This window comes from Brevibacillus halotolerans (assembly GCF_026891775.1).
Classification (GTDB): domain Bacteria; phylum Bacillota; class Bacilli; order Brevibacillales; family Brevibacillaceae; genus Brevibacillus_B; species Brevibacillus_B halotolerans.
The window spans coordinates 41,649-61,417 of the sequence record NZ_JAPTNK010000008.1 but is presented as its reverse complement, the minus strand read 5'-3'; the positions used below and the strand labels follow the sequence as shown (position 1 = coordinate 61,417).

General features: G+C 42.4%; 15 protein-coding genes. 4 read left to right on the top strand and 11 right to left on the bottom strand.

The window, feature by feature from the left end; all coding sequences use genetic code 11:
* Nucleotides 1–137: 137 nt before the first annotated feature.
* The 3 genes from O0550_RS11980 to O0550_RS11970 form a co-directional block, all read right to left on the bottom strand.
* Entirely contained in the window at nucleotides 138–827 is a 690-nt protein-coding gene (locus tag O0550_RS11980) for a GNAT family N-acetyltransferase (RefSeq protein ID WP_258426405.1), read from the bottom strand.
* A gap of 333 nt (nucleotides 828–1,160) precedes the next feature.
* On the bottom strand, nucleotides 1,161–2,006 hold the full coding sequence (gene asd / locus O0550_RS11975; RefSeq protein ID WP_003335664.1) for an archaetidylserine decarboxylase: 846 nt from the start codon (nucleotides 2,004–2,006) through the stop codon (nucleotides 1,161–1,163).
* An 88-nt stretch (nucleotides 2,007–2,094) separates the two neighbouring features.
* Nucleotides 2,095–3,588: a methyl-accepting chemotaxis protein gene (locus O0550_RS11970; protein ID WP_096887929.1), complete on the bottom strand. Its 1,494-nt coding sequence runs from the start codon at nucleotides 3,586–3,588 to the stop codon at nucleotides 2,095–2,097.
* 457 nt (nucleotides 3,589–4,045) lie between these two features.
* Between O0550_RS11970 and O0550_RS11965 the strand changes: the two genes are divergently transcribed.
* Nucleotides 4,046–5,302 carry a helix-turn-helix transcriptional regulator gene (locus O0550_RS11965; RefSeq protein ID WP_096887930.1) on the top strand — a complete coding sequence of 419 codons (1,257 nt, stop codon included), beginning with the start codon at nucleotides 4,046–4,048 and terminating at the stop codon, nucleotides 5,300–5,302.
* 206 nt (nucleotides 5,303–5,508) lie between these two features.
* Here the strand turns inward: O0550_RS11965 and pruA are convergent, their stop codons facing one another.
* The 8 genes from pruA to O0550_RS11925 all read right to left on the bottom strand — a co-directional run bounded on the left by pruA (nucleotide 5,509) and on the right by O0550_RS11925 (nucleotide 16,087).
* Complete coding sequence (pruA, locus tag O0550_RS11960) at nucleotides 5,509–7,056, bottom strand: L-glutamate gamma-semialdehyde dehydrogenase (protein WP_003335667.1); 1,548 nt, start codon at nucleotides 7,054–7,056, stop codon at nucleotides 5,509–5,511.
* Between the two features lie 161 nt (nucleotides 7,057–7,217).
* On the bottom strand, nucleotides 7,218–8,294 hold the full coding sequence (locus tag O0550_RS11955) for a CamS family sex pheromone protein (RefSeq protein ID WP_003335668.1): 1,077 nt from the start codon (nucleotides 8,292–8,294) through the stop codon (nucleotides 7,218–7,220).
* Between the two features lie 19 nt (nucleotides 8,295–8,313).
* Nucleotides 8,314–9,255: a WD40/YVTN/BNR-like repeat-containing protein gene (locus O0550_RS11950; RefSeq protein ID WP_022584210.1), complete on the bottom strand. Its 942-nt coding sequence runs from the start codon at nucleotides 9,253–9,255 to the stop codon at nucleotides 8,314–8,316.
* A gap of 37 nt (nucleotides 9,256–9,292) precedes the next feature.
* Nucleotides 9,293–11,299 (bottom strand): NAD-dependent DNA ligase LigA, encoded by a 2,007-nt coding sequence (gene ligA / locus O0550_RS11945; protein ID WP_258426404.1) that lies wholly within the window; start codon nucleotides 11,297–11,299, stop codon nucleotides 9,293–9,295.
* A gap of 31 nt (nucleotides 11,300–11,330) precedes the next feature.
* Nucleotides 11,331–13,688 carry a DNA helicase PcrA gene (gene pcrA / locus O0550_RS11940; RefSeq protein ID WP_258426403.1) on the bottom strand — a complete coding sequence of 786 codons (2,358 nt, stop codon included), beginning with the start codon at nucleotides 13,686–13,688 and terminating at the stop codon, nucleotides 11,331–11,333.
* 206 nt (nucleotides 13,689–13,894) lie between these two features.
* Nucleotides 13,895–14,596, bottom strand: coding sequence for a heptaprenylglyceryl phosphate synthase (gene pcrB, locus O0550_RS11935; protein ID WP_004432782.1), 702 nt, complete (start codon nucleotides 14,594–14,596; stop codon nucleotides 13,895–13,897).
* Nucleotides 14,597–14,611: 15 nt separating this feature from the next.
* Nucleotides 14,612–14,902 (bottom strand): YerC/YecD family TrpR-related protein, encoded by a 291-nt coding sequence (locus O0550_RS11930; protein WP_003335673.1) that lies wholly within the window; start codon nucleotides 14,900–14,902, stop codon nucleotides 14,612–14,614.
* 141 nt (nucleotides 14,903–15,043) lie between these two features.
* Nucleotides 15,044–16,087 (bottom strand): DUF3048 domain-containing protein, encoded by a 1,044-nt coding sequence (locus tag O0550_RS11925; protein WP_004432787.1) that lies wholly within the window; start codon nucleotides 16,085–16,087, stop codon nucleotides 15,044–15,046.
* Between the two features lie 147 nt (nucleotides 16,088–16,234).
* On the opposite strand from O0550_RS11925, the gene O0550_RS11920 reads away from it, so the two are divergent.
* The 3 genes from O0550_RS11920 (at nucleotide 16,235) to O0550_RS11910 (ending at nucleotide 19,725) form a co-directional block, all read left to right on the top strand.
* Nucleotides 16,235–16,951 (top strand): response regulator transcription factor, encoded by a 717-nt coding sequence (locus O0550_RS11920; RefSeq protein WP_003335676.1) that lies wholly within the window; start codon nucleotides 16,235–16,237, stop codon nucleotides 16,949–16,951.
* Nucleotides 16,948–18,372 (top strand): HAMP domain-containing sensor histidine kinase, encoded by a 1,425-nt coding sequence (locus tag O0550_RS11915; protein ID WP_004432793.1) that lies wholly within the window; start codon nucleotides 16,948–16,950, stop codon nucleotides 18,370–18,372. Before O0550_RS11920 ends, O0550_RS11915 begins: the two co-directional genes overlap by 4 nt.
* 162 nt (nucleotides 18,373–18,534) lie before the next feature.
* Nucleotides 18,535–19,725, top strand: coding sequence for a glycosyl hydrolase family 18 protein (locus tag O0550_RS11910; protein WP_258426402.1), 1,191 nt, complete (start codon nucleotides 18,535–18,537; stop codon nucleotides 19,723–19,725).
* Nucleotides 19,726–19,769 lie beyond the last annotated feature (44 nt).

Genomic DNA, 19,769 nt, shown 5'->3' with positions numbered 1-19,769 from the left:
TTGTTGAGGAGGCACGTAAGATAATGCAATCTCTTACCTAATCTCGTGCCGTCCCTACATGTACAATGATACATGGTTACTCTTTCATCAATCTTACACAAACCTTAAGATTATCTTAATTTAATGGTAGCATTTTGCTAAACTTGAAGATTAGCAAGTAATTCAGCTTCCATTTCATGCAAAATTTCGGCTTTTACGTTATTTATTTTTCCATACTTTTCCTTATATACATCTTGAACAAAACGATACCATTCTTTTTGTAAGAATCCATCTGTTTCCTTTGTCCATTTTACTAGTAAATGCAGGGGAACCTCTTGCGTATTCTCCCATAACGGTGGTTGCTTGTAAGGAACGCCTTTCACAGGCACCAAGCCATTTCGGCTGAAGAATCGCAATCGGCGCTGAGTCAAGATCTGTTCTTCCTCATCATGTGCATCCTCTTCACGCTCTGTCTCCAATATAAAACCAGTCAGTTCCGCACCATGCTTACGGGCATCCTCTTGCAGAATTTTCTCAATTTTATCCATCATTTTACTACCTACACCACCGCTTTGAATAGCAGGGTTCACCATCATATATACAATAAATCCGAAATTCCATGCTGCCAGGTAATGGAATGTACTAACAGCCACCACTTGTTGATTCTCATTGGTTCCTACTAATAGATGAAAAGCATCTGGTGCTGTTGGGCCTTTATCCGTAAGCCCTTTTAACAATATCTCATTAGGCTCACGTAAATCTTCGGTAAACATTTGCTCGTACAATTCTAGTGCTTGAGGGATTAATGGTGACGTAATGTCCTTGATATCATGCCAAATGATCTCCATAGCTTATTAACTCTCCTTTTCTCGATGTGTAATCTTATTTGGTCGATTCCGTCTCTGAAATCTGTTCCTGCCATATTATGTTGTTACTCGAAAGCCAAAACGATATATGTATCTTCCAGTATATCGAATAAAAATTGCCTCAGCAAATTATGGAACAATTTCGCTTAGTAAGAATCTCGCTCCTCGTCCTATTACAAACTAGGCTGACTGTATGCTGCAAACGAAAAGGGCCTCCCACTCTATCACCTCTATATCTATAGAAAAACACAAAAAATCCCTTTTGCCCCCACCTATCATCAAGATAAGCAGCAAAAAGGATTTTTTTACGTGTTCTTATTCTACAGTTACGCTACTTGCGATTTTTTGCCCCATTTTTAGCACACTGCCTTCTTGAATTCCTTCTGCCCAATTCATCTTGCTTTTTTCAAACAACAAAATAACGGTGGAACCGAATTCAAACCAGCCTAGTTCTCTTCCTTTTTCAAAGAGGGGAGTGCCACCAATCGCTTCACAAACTTGTTTTCCATTTTTTACGTTCGTGGTTTGCGTATTATACGTTACTTTTACGCTACCTACAAATAATGCGCCCACCTTTACCACAGCTACATTTCCACATGCCTTACTCTGAACATAAGTGATCAGTCTTTCATTTCGAGCAAAAAGCTGTTCAACATGCTCAACGCCTATATTGTTCACAGGGTAAAGCTTCCCTGGCAGGTAGGAGTATTTAAACAGCTTGCCTTCAACTGGCATATGAATACGATGATAGTCACGCGGGCTTAAATAGATGGTCATAAAGGAGCCTCCATTGAAGCGGCATGCCACATGTTCATCATTGCCTAGCAATTGGCTGACCGTATACGTTTTACCCTTTGCTTGGATGAGTGTCCCTTGTTGAATATCTCCCATCTGGGATACTTTCCCATCAACTGGACTGACTATCTCAGCATCCATATCGATAGGTCTCGCTTCAGGTTTCAGGCGGCGTGTAAAAAATTCCTTTAACGAGCGATACTCACGAACAGGCTTTTCAATTTCCGACACGTCAATCTGATAATGATTGATATATTTTTGGATGGCAAAACGGCTGAAACGGGAGCTAGCCACTTTTCCCATTTGTCTGGACATTACGTTTTGCGGAAGTTTGTTTATTAGCCCTTGAAACACACGTTTCTTCATAAGACCTCTCCTACTCATGGTATACATTGCTACTCTACCACGACAGGAGGCTCCCCGCAAATACTAGCAGAGGCCTTCTGCATGGGCCTTAATGCAAAGAGTGACGTAAAGAGTGTGAAAGCTCGTTTAATTGGTGAATTTCCTCCGTAATACTGCTGATTTTATCACGCTGTGTCTCAGCCGAAGCGAATAGCTGCTCTAAACTAGCTACAGATTCCTCGGTGATGGAGGTAATATTCGAAACTTCATTTGTTACCTCACTAGATCGTTGCTTTACTTGCACCATGCTGACCTGTACCAGTTCAACTGATCCCATAAAGCCCGCCATTCCTGTACGCACTTTTCCCATGGATTCAACTGTCTTATTGGCTAGTTCCTGCCCCTTGGAAACAGAGCTTTCACCCTCTTTCATATGAACTACAGCAGTTTGTGTATCCTGATGTAGCGCTTCCAAAATTCTAGCGATCTGCTGTGTAGCCGTTGCGCTCTGCTCTGCCAGCTTACGAACCTCATCTGCCACTACACCAAAGCCTCGGCCATGTTCGCCTGCACGCGCTGATTCAATGGCAGCATTTAGGGCTAGAAGGTTGGTTTGCGTAGCAATTTGATTAATCGTCTCCACAATAGCTTCTACCTGGCCAGCCTGTTGATTTAACTTATGAATCGTATTTGACGCCATATCGACCGTACTGACAATATGTTGCATTTGAGCTGTAAGATCGGTCATCATATCAATGCCTTCAGAAAGACGACGATTATTGCGCAAGGCTTCCTCTTTCATTTCATTTGCTTGTTCATTTACTTTCTTTATTTCATGATCAATGGACTGAATATCCTCTTCCACCTTCACAGTGGACTGTGCCTGCTGTTCCATGCCTGTTGCCACTTCTTTAAAGGCAACCAGCATTTCATCCGTGTTTTGCTTCGTGATATCAGCATTTTCATTCACTTGATTAGAGGTCGCATCCAGGTTCTCAATCATAGTTGAGACACGGGACAATAGCTCGGTTAGCTGAGCCTCTTTCACCTCTGCTTCCTGACGAGCCTCTTCTACACACTGCAAGGATGCACGCCCCGACAAGCATAAGTATATCGAAACAATTGTAGTGAATACGACACCAACAAGACGAAGGCCCAGATTAATAAGATCATGCTCACTTTTAAATAAAGTATACCAATCTGTCTGATAACCAATTAGCATAGAAGCTATATACAAAAGACCTGTAAATAACACTACCTTATAATCTAAATAAGCAGACATCAATGCCAACACTACGATTGGTAGGATCGCCATTTCTGGATATGGTGTAAAATGATCAAAGGATAGTGAATAAAAGACAAAGCCTACTGCAACCAAATAACGCAACCAAATGCTATCCTTCTTGATAAAATACCAGAGTGACACAAGCAATGTCACAATGAGTCCTACCGATGTAAGGTTCCACACGGATATACCTGTAAACCATGAGTAGATGATCGACAGCCAAAGATGATCCCATAAAAGAAAGATCATAAATCCCTCTTTGTTTGTCAACGTATTTCGTACTAAATCAATTGTTCCATTGATCAACCTATTGATCATTCCCGCAGCTCTCCTTTTCCCTACACCACCAGAGGGATATGATGTCATGTAGAACGCCTCTGACGATAACAAATTAAATAGTACAATCCAACAGCCAACGGATCTATCGTTTTGTAGGTCGTGCTGTGCGGAGCCAATCCAGATCGGCTTACCTAGATTCTATGTATTTCATGTACAAGAAAACAGGTATAAAGTATGATTTCTTATTTATATACCATACTTATCGTACCATAGATGTAAGAATTTCATAGTTCTACCGAAAGATATTTTTAAAAATTTAAAAAAAGGAAGCAACTCGGTTATCATCCAAGCATTTTTTACAAAAACTGACGGTTCATCGTATTTGTCGATTAAGTTGACAAAAAGAATATGAAGATCAGGGATAAGAAATGTAAAAATAGTGAAAATTCTTGTATAATAAACAATAGAACAATTCTGACAAAAAGGGTGAGGTAAGGTGAGCAATCAAATCGGAAAAGGAATTCGAGAATATCGTAAGAAGCTAGGCCTAACCCAAGGTGAGCTAGCTGAAGGTATTTGCAATCGTAGTTATATTAGCCAAATAGAAAAAGGAGATGTCGTTCCCTCTCCTGAAATCCTAGAAGAACTAGCTAAGAAATTACAGACCGATCTCTCCACTATTTTTACTCCAACTGTCAAACCAGCCTTTACAAAAATTGAAATCGAAAATAACTTTCGCCATCTGGTAAATAGCATTGATGCACAGGATTGGGAGATCGCCCAAAAATGGTTCAATAAATTAGAAGGCGCTGAAATGAGTCTTGAGCAAACGTGTATGTATCTCTGGTCGAAAGCTGTCTTATCGGAGAATAGAAATCATTTCGATATTGCGGAATCCCTCTTTCAAGAAAGCATTAAAATTGCCCGTGAACTTGATAAATATGAATGGCAAGTACGTATCCTTACTTCATTGGGCTTTTATTATTGCAAGACGAAGAAAGCAGATAAGGCTCTTCCCTATTTAAACGAAGCAATGCAATTAACCAATCGTTACCAAATTAATGGCTTATTACATATCACCCTGTTACATGCTACTGGCTATATGCACGTCTCCATGGGTGAAATCCATTCGGCAATCGAACATCTTAGGCAAGCGGAACAGATATGCAAAAGCCTACGCGCCATATATCGGATGGAGTCCATTTATTTATTATTAGGAGTTTGCCATCAAATTTTAAAGCAGTACGAAGTAGCCCAGCGCTACTACGAAAAATCGTTAGATATTCTAAAAATCTCTCCTTCTCTTGCCTTAGAGGCTAATATTTACAACAATTTAGCCGTCATTTATACCGAGCAAAAGCATTATCAGCTAGCACATGAATATATCACGCGGGCTATGTCGCTTCACTCCCCTCAAGACCTTGCGAAACGGATTGAATCAAAGATTGAACATGCGAATATCCTCAAAGGCTTGCAACGCTATGAGGAGGCTAGCCAGCTATGCTTAGACATCTTTGAGCACTCAATAAATGAGCATGCCTATGCAGAGGCCAAGTTAGTCTATGCTTCTATCTTATGTGAAATGGGAAAAGGCTCTGAGGCGCTGTCACATTTAGAAGAAGCCCTGCATTACTTTAATGAGTACAAATCCCAGCGTTATTTGCTAAAAGGACTAGCCTTGTTAGCTAAAATAAACTTAAAGTTTGGCAAAATAGACTCCTTTTACTATCTGTACGAACAGTATATATCATAATTCTTTTCCGGTATAACGTTATCTGCACTTTGATTCAAATCAGATGCATTCAAGTAGCATAGCTTGGCTGGATCATGTCTCGAACAGTAGCTACAGCCAAGCTATCCTGTCTACATCTAGTTAACTCGTGTTCGATCTTACTCATAAATAAAGAGGGTAGCCCAAGTAGTTTATCTACTGCGGGCCCCCTCTTTTTGTCAGGATGCTTATAGTAATTCAGACACTAATTTTGCTTGTGTAAATAACAGAAGGTAATCAGGTCCGCCTGCTTTGGAGTCCGTTCCTGACATGTTGAAGCCGCCGAATGGATGTACACCTACTAATGCACCTGTACATTTACGGTTGAAATACAAATTGCCTACATGAAACTCCTCACGTGCGCGTTCTAAATGAGCACGATTTCGGCTGATAACAGAACCAGTTAGTCCATATTCTGTATTGTTAGCGATTTTTAAAGCATGGTCAAAATCATTAGCTTTGCAGAAAGCCACAAACGGCCCAAAGATTTCCTCCTGCATAATTCGAGCATCTGGAGCCACGTCAGCAAATACAGTTGGCATAATATAGTAGCCTTCCTCCGGCCCTTTTTCTCCACCAGCCATTAATTTACCCTCTTGTTTTCCGATCTCGATATATTCCAAAATTTTATTATATGCTTTTTCATCCACTACTGGACCTGTATAGAACTCAGGGTTGCTGACATTTCCTACTGTTAATGCTTTTGTATGCTCAACAACACGCGCCAGTACCTCGTCGTATACATCTGCATGAATGATTGCGCGGGAGCAAGCCGAGCATTTTTGACCAGAGAAGCCAAACGCAGATGCTGTAATCGCTTGTGCGGCTAATTCCAGATCAGCATCGTTATCAACAATAATCGAGTCCTTGCCACCCATTTCAGCTACTAAACGCTTCATCCATTTTTGACCTGGACGGTGTTTGGCCGCCAGCTCATTAATACGCAGACCTACATCACGAGAGCCTGTAAATGAAATGAAACGAGTCAATGTATGTTCTACTAAATAATCACCGATTTCGCTTCCGCTGCCTGGCACAAAGTTAACAACACCAGCAGGAACGCCTGCTTCATCGAGAATCTCCATGAACTTAGCTGCAATGACCGGAGTAGTAGAAGCTGGTTTTAAAACAACGGTATTCCCTGTTACCAACGCTGCCGTGGTCATGCCTACCATAATAGCGAGCGGGAAATTCCATGGAGGAATAACGATTCCCACACCCAAAGGAATATAGTACAACTCATTATCTTCACCAGGAATGCGCGGTAGTGAATGTCGCTGACCTAATTGATCCATTTGTCTTGCATAGTATTCCATGAAATCGATTGCTTCTGCTGTATCAGCATCAGCCTCAGGCCAGCTTTTGCCTGATTCCTTTACCAACCAAGCTGAAAATTCATGTTTACGACGGCGCAGGATAGCTGCTGCCTTGTACAAATAGCGAGAACGAGCAGTAGGAGCAACACGTTTCCAGGTTTCAAAGGTTTTTGCTGCTACTTGAATGGCTTTCTCTGCTAATTCTTGGTCAGCTTGAGAAACAACCCCGATGCATTCATCTTTTTGGGAAGGGTTCATGGAACGGCTTTTCTTCTCCGTTTTGATACGTTCTCCACCAATGATGAGATCATATTCACGTCCAAGTTCGCTTTCAACTATATCCAAAGCGGCTTGAAATGCTTGCTTATTTTCAGGCAGATTAAAATTAACGAACGGTTCATTTTTGAATTCTACTTGCACTTAGGTTCGCCTCCTACTTCATCTTCCATGATCAACTTGTTACATCAAATAATATATGCAAGATATATGCCATTCTTTATAATTCTGTAAAAACGTACGAAAAAAGACACCAATTGAACAGTTCTGTCTAATTGGTGTCTCACTCTGTTTATACACATGTGTTAATTTCGATAGATATGCATGTACGATTTTCCATCAGCCGGTCGCACATAAATCGCTAATGGTTGATTGATGGACTGAACATAAAAATTAACATGAACCCTTTTATCTATATATTGATCTATTGCTTGAGCAATCATCTGTGTGAACTGAATTACTTCTGTCCGAGAATCATACTCTGCGGTCGCATTGATGGTCAATTCTGTCAAATCCCCATTTAAGAAGCGTGCCGTACCTGTCATTCCCACAAATTCCTGGAAGAAGCTCTGTCCCTGCTTCATCAATTTCTCGTATTGCAAGGAGGCCTGTGGATACTTACTGTATGCCGCATCCCCTGGCAGCAGGAAATATTCTTCATTGATGGGCTGCCATTTCGCAACACTGCTGTCATTCGCATTCACGATACCAGACATGATAAAGTTACCCGGTACTAGGTTAGAGCTTGATTCTGGCACTTGATACATCGCTACAACAAGCGGTATCTCTGGATTCTCCGCTCTTACCTTCATGACGATTTTGGCAGCGATTTGTTGTCCCTTCAACCGTAGCTCGTCCACACTTAACCGTTTTTCCAAACCAGACGGATCTTGATAAATTGGGGATAAAGATAGGCCTAAGACTATACCCGCCAGCTTTTGGTCTTTTTTATCCAGATAATTATGCTCCAGTACGTTGACAAGCAATTTATTGGCTTTATCCGGATTTAAACCTTCCGGGTTCTTCTTTTCCCATTCAATCCAAGTGGTTACCTGCTTGCGGGAGATTCGCTGGCCTTCCTGAAACAAGTACGAACTCGGAGAAAAGCTTTCCTTTGCAATTTCCATCATGCCATACTCTAAGTGGCTAAAATCAATGCGATATTTAGGATTAGAGCTAAGCATGCCTCGTGTTTGGTTCTTTTGATAAGGCATGGCGGCGCTGCCGTAGTAATTTTCGTCCACCTGTAGAACAGAAGACACGGCAGGCGCTACCGGATCTGCGCTATCCTTCTTTCCCGGTAACAATGAACATGCTGACAACAGCACCGAACAAGCTATCAGGATGCAAAGATAACGTACAAGCTTTCTTTTCGTTTTCATATTGCAAACTCCTTACTTGTTACTCCCACTTTTTCCACTTTTCTTGGCTGTATCTATAAATTTGGGCTGATTCTCCAATTCCGATGATAGGTGTATCGGCTGTACCGTAGGAGATATTAATCAGTTTTTCTGGAAGGTCTGAGGATAGGAGAGTCCACTCCTTGCCAGCCTTAATTAAAATGCCTTTATCACTTGCTGCATATAAGGTGTCTGTAGATTTATTTGCTGCAATTGAGTAAATGTGCGAATCGCTTTCTCGCCATTCAACCTGCCAATCGCCACCATGTATATCTATTGATAACAGTTCGTTTTGAGTGAGTACGTACAATTTCTGCTCACTGGGTACATAATCCAAATCATATCCTTCTACTGAATCAATAGGGAATCGTAAATGCCAATTTGCACCGGCATCTGTTGATTCATATACGCCTTCACGGTTCACAAATGCATAGAGGAATGTCCCTTTATCGGTTAAAGCTCCGATTAGAGATTGAATATCATACCCTTGTGGCAATCCTCCCTCTATCCGTTTCCAGGATTTACCCCCATCCTTGGATACCTTGCAAACCTTTTCACCGGCTATATATACCTGTTTCGGCTTCTTCGGATCAAAGTAGATCGTCTTGACATCCGCCTGTTCCAACTCGTCTGCAACTGCTCCCCATAATCCATGATCGGCAGATGCATAGAGTCCCGCATGTGTTGCCAGCCAGACTTGTTCTCCCCCTTGATCCAGAGCCAATGAATTGATACTGTCCCCTTTTTGCAACACGTCCTGATACGTCAGTTCACCTGTGATCTGAGCCAATTTCACCGATTGTTTTACACCCGGTTCTTCCATCGTCTGGCCCGCATCTACGATTTCTGTTTCAACTGATTTATGTGTTGCAGTAGCACAACCACTGAGCAAAAGGAGCACACTAATGCTTGCTCCCATCTGTTTAAGCGTGAATCTATCCATCACCTTCACACCTTTGCTTAATATCTCCTCAGCCCACCTATGATAATAGCGCTAAAAATGCCTCTTCATCCAGTACAGTTATACCCAATTTTTCAGCTTTTTCTAATTTGGAGCCTGCTTTTTCGCCAGCAATTACGAGATCGGTTTTTTTACTAACGCTCCCTGTCACTTTGCCGCCAAGCATAGCAATCTTTTCCTCCGCCTCCTGCCGTGTTAATTGCGTCAGTGTACCGGTTAAGACTACTGTTTTACCTGAGAAGGGAAGGTCCTCACCTGCTTGGACGCGAACACCTTTATATTTCATGTTCACACCAGCATTCTTGAGCTTCTCAATCAATTCTTGTACTTGCGGCATGGAGAAATAGGTTAAGATGCTTTCAGCCATTTTGGGACCGATCTCGTCAATAGCGATCAGTTCTTCTGCTGTCGCCTGCATGATATGATCAATGTCACCGAATTGCTCAGCAAGTACCTTCGCTGCTTTGGCTCCCACCAACCGAATTCCTAATCCGAAAAGTAGGCGCTCCACAGAATTTTCCTTGCTAGCTTCAATTGCTTGTAGCATCTTATCGACAGATTTCTCACCCATTCTCTCTAATTGTAACAGTTGTTCCCGCTTATCGTGCAGATAATATAAATCAGCGACGCTTGTAATGAGACCTGCGGCAAATAGTGAAGCTACCACTTTCTCTCCAAGTCCATCTAAATTCATCGCTTGTCGGGATACAAAGTGAGACATTCCTTCACGAATAACGGCTGGACATTCTGGATTAATACAACGCAATGCCACTTCGTCCGGTAGACGAACCAATTCGCTCGCACACTCCGGGCAGTGAGTTGGCATCATAAATGGACGTTCTTCTCCCGTGCGTCGTTCCTTTAACACTTCTACAATCTCAGGTATAATGTCACCTGCCTTTTTTACAAGCACGTAATCACCTAAGAGTAGACCTTTTTTCATAATAATGTCTTCGTTGTGTAAAGATGCTCGTTTTACCTCAGTTCCAGCTAAAATGACAGGCTGAAGCAACGCTGTAGGTGTCACCACTCCGGTACGCCCAACTGACACCTCAATATCCTTTAACTGTGTCACGGCCTCTTCAGCCGGGAATTTATAAGCAATCGCCCAGCGTGGACTCTTCGCTGTAAAGCCAAGTTCCTGTTGCTGAGCAAAGCTATCTACTTTAATTACCATACCATCAATCTCATAAGAGAGCTCTGGGCGTTTGAGCGTCCAGCTTTGCACAAATTCTATTACTTCTTCTATGTCATCAAAGGTACGGCGTTCCTGATTCACCGAAAAGCCTAGCCGCTCTAGGAAAGTAAGGCCCTCACTGTGAGAATCAATCTGACGCCCTTCTACTTCACCGATCTGATAAATAAACGTGGAAAGAGAGCGAGAGGCTGCAATCTTAGGATCTAGCTGACGCAAGGAACCTGCCGCTGAGTTGCGCGGATTAGCAAATAATGCTTCTTCCCGCTCCGCCCGTTCTTTATTCAAGCGGTCAAAAGCAATTTTTGACATAAAGGCCTCTCCGCGAACCTCCATGGTAATTGGTTCTGGTAAACGCAACGGAATAGAGCGAATCGTTTTCAGGTTTTGGGTGATATCCTCCCCGGTAGTTCCATCTCCACGTGTTGCTCCCTTTACGAAAAGTCCGTTTTCATAACGAAGAGAGACAGCTAGCCCATCAATTTTTAATTCGGAGACATAGCGAACGGTTTGGTTCCCTAAGCCCTGACGCACACGACGATCAAAATCGCGTAAATCATCCTCATCAAAAGCATTCCCAAGGCTTAACATCGGTGTTTTATGCACAACCTTTTCAAAAAAAGGCAATGGCATACCTCCGACACGCTGGGTAGGAGAATCAGGAGTAACCATGTCCGGCCATTGGTCCTCCAGGTCTTGCAATTCACGCATCATTTGATCATATTCCTGGTCCGTAATCTGCGGATTATCCTCTGTATAATAATGACGGCTTTCCTCTTCAATCCGTTTCTTTAGTTTTGCAATTTGTTGTTCTGCAGCAACACGATCCACGTATCTCTTCATCCTTTCCGTTCGTTCAAAATCAACCTTTTTCAATAGGAGCAAACTTAGCAAGTAATTTCTTAATGCCTACTGGACTAGGGAAGGCAATATCCAGCTCGGTGTTGTCACCTGCACCTTTCACACTAACCACTGTTCCTGTTCCCCATTTACCATGCTTAGCCTTATCTCCTACCTTCCAATCTGTTTGCGAGGCTGCTCCGTGTGCCGGCAATTTTGTTGCCTGATTCAAGCTACGAAATGCGCTTGGCTGCATTGAGACAGTGGATTCTGTAGGTTTAGGGGAACGTCCAAATGTACCCCCTGTACGTCCGCCTGCTCCAAATCGACCGGGTTGACCTTTGCGGCCAGCACCAAATCCTGAGCCTGAGCCGAAGACGCCACTTGAACCAAAACCGCCTTCAGACCCACCTCCTGAACCGAGGTCACCAGTAAGTAATTCCTCTGGTATTTCCATGAAAAAGCGGGATTGCATATTCATATTTGTACGTCCATATAGCGTACGCATTCTTGCTCGTGTCATAAATAATTTTTGTTCGGCACGAGTAATTCCCACATAAGCCAGACGTCGTTCCTCTTCCATTTCACTGTCATCAAATAGAGCGCGACTATGAGGGAAAACGCCTTCCTCCATACCTACTAGGAAGACAACAGGAAACTCCAAGCCTTTAGCGCTGTGCAAGGTCATTAGCACGACTTGTCCATCATCTGGTACCGCTTCCTCTGTATCATCATCGCCAAGTGAATCAATGTCTGCCACCAATGCTAGGTCAGTTAGAAAAGCCAGCAAGGTTTTATCCTCGCTCTTTTTCTCAAATTCTTGCGTAACGGACAGAAACTCGTCGATGTTTTCTAAGCGAGCCGCTGCTTCTAGTGATTTATCCTCTTTTAACGATTCACGATAGCCCGATTGCTTCAAGATTTCCTCAACAAGCTCGGTTACACTTAAATAATCCACCATCTGCATCAGGTTCTTTATCATATCTGAGAAGGCTAAAATAGCATTGGTTGTTCGAGAGGCAAGCCCCATATACGCTACTTCCTGGACGGCTTGAAAGAGTGTCAAACCATGTGAGCTGGCATAGGCTTGCAGCTTTTCTACCGTGGTATCCCCTATATTACGCTTTGGTACATTAATAATACGGGTCAAGCTGATATCATCGTCAGGATTGGATACTAAGCGTAAATAAGCTAGTACATCTTTAATCTCCTTGCGATCGTAGAACTTCGTGCCTCCGACGATGGTATAAGGAATAGTCGATTTAACCAACACATCCTCCAGTACACGCGACTGGGCATTCGTACGATATAAAATGGCAAATTTGTCGTATCGTTTATAGGTTTTCAGTTGTTCTCGAATCATATCCACCACAAAGTAGGCTTCGTCATGCTCTGATTCAGCCTGATAGCAATAAATTTTGTCTCCTGCCTCTTTGTTGGTCCACAGATTTTTCTCTTTGCGGTTCTTATTATTTTTAATGACGTGGTTAGCTGCTTCTAAGATAGTTTTCGTCGAGCGATAGTTTTGCTCCAGCTTTATTAATTTCGCATGAGGATATTCCTTCTCAAAGTTAAGAATGATCGAAATATCAGCACCGCGCCATTTATAAATACTCTGGTCTGCATCACCCACACAGCAAATGTTTTTGTGCATGTCGGCAAGCATACTAATCAGCATATATTGGGCACGGTTTGTATCCTGATACTCATCTACATGGATATATTTGAACTTGCGCTGATAGAATTCCAACACTTCCGGCACTTCTTTAAATAAGCGAATCGTCGTCATGATTAGGTCATCAAAATCAAGCGATTGGTTCGTTTTCAGCTTCTTCATGTACAGCTCATATACTTGTGCTACAATGCGCTGGAACTGATCTCCCGCTACTTGCTCATAACGCTTTGGATCTAGCAATTCGTTCTTCGCTCCACTAATTGCGCCTAAAATAGACCGTGGTTCAAATTTTTTCACATCAATATTTAGTTCTTTCATACACTGCTTGACCACAGTCAACTGATCGCCCGCATCCAAAATGGTAAAATTACGGCTAATGTTAATCCGATCGACATCTCTTCGTAAAATGCGTACACACAGAGAATGGAAAGTAGAAATCCAAATATCATCCGCTCCAGCATCCCGACCAACCATTCTTTCCACACGCTCTTTCATCTCACGAGCCGCTTTATTCGTAAAGGTAATCGCCAGAATGCTCCAAGGAAACGCCTGCTTATATCCAACTAGATATGAAATTCGTTGGGTAAGAACGCGGGTTTTACCACTGCCTGCCCCTGCCAGAATCAGCACTGGTCCCTCTGTGGTCTCCACTGCTTTTTTCTGTTCAGGATTTAAACCCGCGAAAAAATTATCTTGAGCTAACATGCCGTAAGCCACCTTTCATTTTGCTTCTTTTCCTTCGTCCCAAAAGAAAGCATATGTTCCTATTTTGTCATATCTTTCCCCGTTATGCCACTCACTCTTTTAGGAAAAAAGACTCCTTTTTTATTCCATTTTTTATCTGAAAGAAAAGAAACTCCTCGGCATTGGCTCAAGGAGTTTCCTGTAAATCATGTGTGAGTAAAACTAAACTAGAAACGACGCTCTGTCTCTTTTACCGCAGCAACAGTAGATAGAGCCTGTTCCAGAGAATCATAGATGATATTGCCAACAACCACTGTATCAGCGATTGCTGCCATTTCACGAGCTTGGCTTGCATCCGTAATCCCGCCACCATACATGAGGTGCCCTTCATCCAAAGCTGTTTTACAGGCCTCAACCATCTGCGGGTCGCCATATGTACCGCTGTATTCGATATACACGATTGGCAAACGACATAATTTTGTAGCCGTTTGCACGTAAGCCTTCGCTTCTGCTTGTGACGAAATGGCACGAGCGCTGGTTACCTCAGCTACCGCCGAATCCGGATTAAACACCAGATACCCCTCCGCTACAATATCATCCCAATGTATATAGCTTCCCAGTGAGCTTAGAGCCTCTACATGCGGAGCAAAAATCACATCTGGATTGCTTGCATTTAAAACGATAGGGATAAAGTATCCATCAAAGCCTGGAACGATGGCCTGCAAATTGGAGACCTCCAGCATGCACGGTACAGCATAGCGTCTAATACGCGACATTAGGTCAAGCGTGTTGTCAAATGTGACACCAAGGGTTCCCCCTACAATAATCGCATCTGTACCTGACTCGCAGATTTGCTCCAATTGATCGTCATCAATAGGCTTTTCTGGGTCCAGTTTAAAAACATGTCGCCAGTTGCTAAATTCAATCACGTTGATACCTCCGCTTTATTTACCGATCCGATCCAATGCCAGCTGGTAACCATCATTACCGTAATTGAGGCATCGCTTAACACGAGAGATCGTCGCTGTACTCGCACCTGTTTCCGATTCAATGTGGTTATAGGTATATCCTTTACGCAGCATGCGCGCCACTTCCAAGCGTTGAGCAAGTGACTGCATCTCATTTACTGTACATAGATCATCAAAAAATTTATAGCATTCTTCCATGTCTTTTAAGGACAAGATTGATTCAAAAAGTTGTTCAATTCCCTTACCCTTCAATTTCTCTAATTGCATGAAAAATCACCCCGTGATCGTCTTGGGAACTTTTTCTCTCTGTAAAGTTTTTAAGTACTAAAGTTCTGCTTTCATGATAGAGCAAAAGACATCTCTGTGCAAGACGATGTTTATCAATTTTACCTGTTTCCTAAAGTTTGGTTATTGAAAGCTAAGATGCTGGTCTAGGCTTGGTGTATTCGGCACGATGTTTACCCATGTATTACCCGGGAGCAAAGGAATTTCCTGCGTTAGAGTAGCGTCCTCAAATGCCCGAATAACGCCATCCTTTCTTGCCCATTTGATTGGTTTTGCTTTTCCTTGCTGGAACAGATAACCTTCCCCAGGGCCATTTACATCGACCTCACGCCGGCCTTCATTATCTAGAACCTTATGCTTAGTGGAAATCACCAGTACATTCGTTATTTCAAGTTGTTTGTCTGATGTTAGATCCTTATGAACCTCACCTTGTGTAAAGCGTAAATATTTCCCCTTATCCGCATCATATTTGTAACTAAGCGAGTATTGTGGATGCGGTTTGACCTTAATTTCTGCCGCAGGCTGTCCTTGCTCTATTTTGGTGTCTTTAGGCAGGAAGGGGAAAAACGGTAGATCAGAGGTCAAACGCATATTTTTCGCCTGCATCGCTTTTTCGATATGGCTTAGATCGGTATATACATTATGAGGAGCGGAACGGAACTTTTCCCTCCAGAAATACGTACTGTTACTGATCTCATTAATATCGTCATCTGCGCCTTTAAGTATGGTGAGAGCATCCGGGCTTCCACCTACATGCACCAGAATAGAATCTAAGCCTCTGCCCAATTTAATAAAGTACGGACGAATACTTCTTACTGGTCCAATCGTTTTAGGAGTTTGACTGTGAAAAATGGCTAAAAAGCGTGTCACTTCACCTTCCGACAGCACTTCGTACACGATATCAGCTTTATCCAGTCCAGATTGCGGTCTAGCTTTTGGATGATTATTAACCATAACCATTACGGGACGATGATCAATTCGCTCATCCACCCCCACCCCTGTTAGCGGAGCTGTATAAGGAAATGTCTTTTCTTGTAAAGGTTCAGAAACTGGTGGCGTTACCGGATTTGGTTGCGGTGGTTGTTCTTTATTTGCAAACGGATTACATGATGCCAATAAAGCTGATGCTGTAACAACGACAACCGCATACTTCCAGAAATGTGTCATATATGCCTCACTCCTTTTTTGTCCCTACTATTTTTCGAGCAAGTTCCGCATAATTCCTGCCACAACTTTCCCACATTCCTTCTATTTGGTTCCCACATGTTTTTATGCAAGCTATGGTACTATGATAGGTAGAAAGGAAGGGTGACCATGACTCAGACCACACCTTATCTGGTTTATCTGGTTGATGATGAAACGAATTTGCTAGAGCTATTGCGCTCCTATCTTGTGCGGGCGGGTTTTGAAGTAAAAACCTTTCAAAGCGGTGAAGAGGTTCTAGCTGTCCTTGACGATACGAAACCACACTTATGGATTCTTGATATTATGTTGCCTGATATAGATGGATACGAGCTTCTTAGACTAATCCGAAATAAATGGGAAGACGTTCCGATCATGTTCATTTCTGCTCGGGATCAGGATATTGATAAAATTATCGGGCTAGAGCTAGGTAGCGATGACTATTTGGCAAAGCCCTTTTTGCCTCGTGAGCTAGTCATTCGCACACAACGTTTGTTGCATCGCACCTATGAAAAGACTGGACTATCTGTAACAACACCTGCCCAATCTCCGGTAGTGTATGAGGACTGGATAAATGTCTCTTCATATTTCATTTCAGAAAAAGGCAGATTGGTTAAGGAAAACGAGCAAATGATTGATTTAACGACAAAAGAGTTTGATTTGGTGCTTTACTTTATAAAAAATCAGGGCCAAGCTTTGCAGCGCGAGCAAATCCTTACGGCTGTTTGGGGCGATGACTACATCGGATCAGATCGTGCCGTGGATGATCTGGTAAAACGGATTCGTAAAAAGATGCCTGATTTTCCATTGGAGACGGTATATGGCTTTGGTTACCGGATGACGAAATGAGAGAAAAATTTTCGTTGCAGAACATGCCGTTAGCCAAACAGATTTTTTTACTGTTTTTATCTATGACAATCGTGCTTGGGGCAAGTGTAGCCATTCTATATCCTTATACCTTAAAGCAGATTCTACTGGATAATACGTATTCATTGCTTGAGGATGAATTTGAGAAGGTGTCAGATCAAATCTCCTTTACGCAACAGCACGAGCTTGTACCACTACCATCTTTCACTTCTCCACGAATGCTGATGTTATTGTTACAAAACTATAACTTTTCTTTTCAGATGATGGTGTTTAGTAAAGATGGTCAACTGATCGGGTTCCAGCATCTGCCCAAGGAGGGCGTTCCACTGAAGGTTGCAGCTGGACTTTTTAAAGAAGCTTCTGCTCACAAAGGCTCAACCCCTTATAAAGGAAGCACCGAGTGGGATAATGAAAATTTCTTGATGGTAAGCCAGAAAATGGACTATTTTGGATTCCCTTATTACCTCGTGATTTTTACAAAGGAAAAGGAAATCATTCAAATCAATAACATGCTTACCAAAAGATTCTTCATTATTTTTGCCTTTTTTATCTTTGTCAGCTTGTTATTAGCTGGTTGGTTTAGCGGGTATTTGAGTACCCCCTTACGCCGTTTAGAGGAATCCTGCCAAAAGATTGCGCGTCGTCAATTTGACATTCCTCTAATGGTTGATCGCAAGGATGAGATCGGTCAATTGGCTCGCTCCTTTGACATGATGAAAAAGCAATTGAAGGATCATGACGAATCTCAGCAACACTTTGTGCAAAATATTTCTCATGAATTAAAAACACCAATTATGGCGATTCAAGGCTATGCACAAGGCTTGATAGACGGCGTTTTTCAAGGTGCTGAGGCCCAAAAAGGCTTATCCATTATTATGGAGGAAAGCAACCGTTTGGAGAATGTGGTTGAACAACTATTGTATTTAACCAAAGTAGAATCAGTTGATAAAATGATGACCTTTACTTCATTAGACTTAACAGAAATGATAGGTCTATTACATCAACGCTATCATCTTCTGCACCCACATTTAGCATGGCAGATCGAGATACCGGAAACCCTGCCAATGAAGGGCGACGGTGAACAGCTTTACAGTGCTTTTACTAATATTGTGGAAAATCAGCTACGATACGCCAAAACCACAATCACCATCACAGCCAAAGTGGTAAAAGAACAAATCGAAATCGCTATTTCTAATGACGGTCCACCTATTGAGGAAAGCGTCATGCCCTATTTATTCCAACGTTTCCGGAAAGGGAAAACAGGTAAGCACGGCTTAGGTCTGGCTATTGTACGTGCTGTTCTAGAAGCGCATGGAGGATCGATTACGGCTAAAAATATTTCTGAGCAGCAGGGGGTTATGTTTATTGCGACCTTACCGCAAAAGCAATCTCATTTAGGATAACAAAACGGTAATTGGGAGGAAATTTCCCGATTACCGTTTTTTAATCTCTTCCAGTTTGAGTCTATTCTCACAAGTAACATGTATAACTTTTTATCAATTGCCACATGTTAAAACTAACAATCAGGATAAAACTACCTTTATGATTAAGAAAGGAGAGAAGAAATGCCACGTCTCTTCTCACGCTTCTTCACCTTGTTGTTGGTGATTAGCTCTTTGCTGGTAGCTTCTTGTCAATCCGGTTCACCGTCCCAAAATAAATCTGCTACCTCTGCTCGAAATACTTCTCCTCATTTTGCATCCGTTCACGAGACTCCTACTATACAAAATGTAATTTCTAGCACCCGCCCCAGAGAGGTGCTTGGCTTTTATACAGAAGCAGAGGAGCCTTATCCTGGATCTCTTCCAACCTTATCTGCTCAGCATGAACAGCTTAGTACAATCGTACCCTTTTGGCATAAGCTAGATGATAAAAATCCTGGATATTTACAAACAACCCTTCCAAAAGAAGAGCAGCAAAAGATCATAGATCGGGCACATGCCAATCAGGTTCAAGTCTATCTGTTAGTTCATAATCTGTTCTATGGTTCTATCCAAAAAGGAAAGGATGTTGCGCGAGATATCTTACGCAATCCTAAGAATCAGCGTTATTTTTTGCGTAATTTAGAACGTGAAGTGCTTTCCATGGGCTATGACGGCATTAATTTGGACATTGAGAATCTATATCTAGAAGACAAGTTTGCATTCACTCAGTTAGTAAAAAATGTAACGGAATTGATGCACCGTTATGGTAAGACCGTGACAGTCTGTGTTCCTGCAAATACAGGCGATGAGCGTTCCAATGTATGGTCTCCTTGGTTTGATTATAAGCTACTAGGTCGCTACGCTGATCGCTTGGTGATCATGGCCTATGACGAGCATAATCCGCGAACCAAACCAGGACCTGTTGCCTCCATTCAATGGGCTGAAGATACGGTGCGCTATGCACTCTCACAGGGGGTTCCTGCTCAAAAAATCTTACTTGGGGTTGCTGGGTATGGTTGGAATTGGAACAGCAACGGCGAAAAAGCGGAGTATCAATCCTATAAAAGTCTTATGGATCAAAGCAAAACCCACGGAGCCACTCTTAATTGGGATCAGGAACGCCTCTCTCCTCACATGCAATACATGGATGAGGCGGGGAATATGCACATCGTTTGGTTTGAAAACTCTTTTAGCACCCGCTCCAAGCTAGATTTAATTGAGAAATATGATCTGGCTGGGATAGCCCTTTGGCGCTTGGGACTAGAGGACCCAACCATTTGGGATAACCTTTCCAATCAAATTAACGTCTGGAAAACAGATATGATTCATTAATGAAAGGGCAAGCCCTATACACAACAAAAACCTTGAATTCTGGA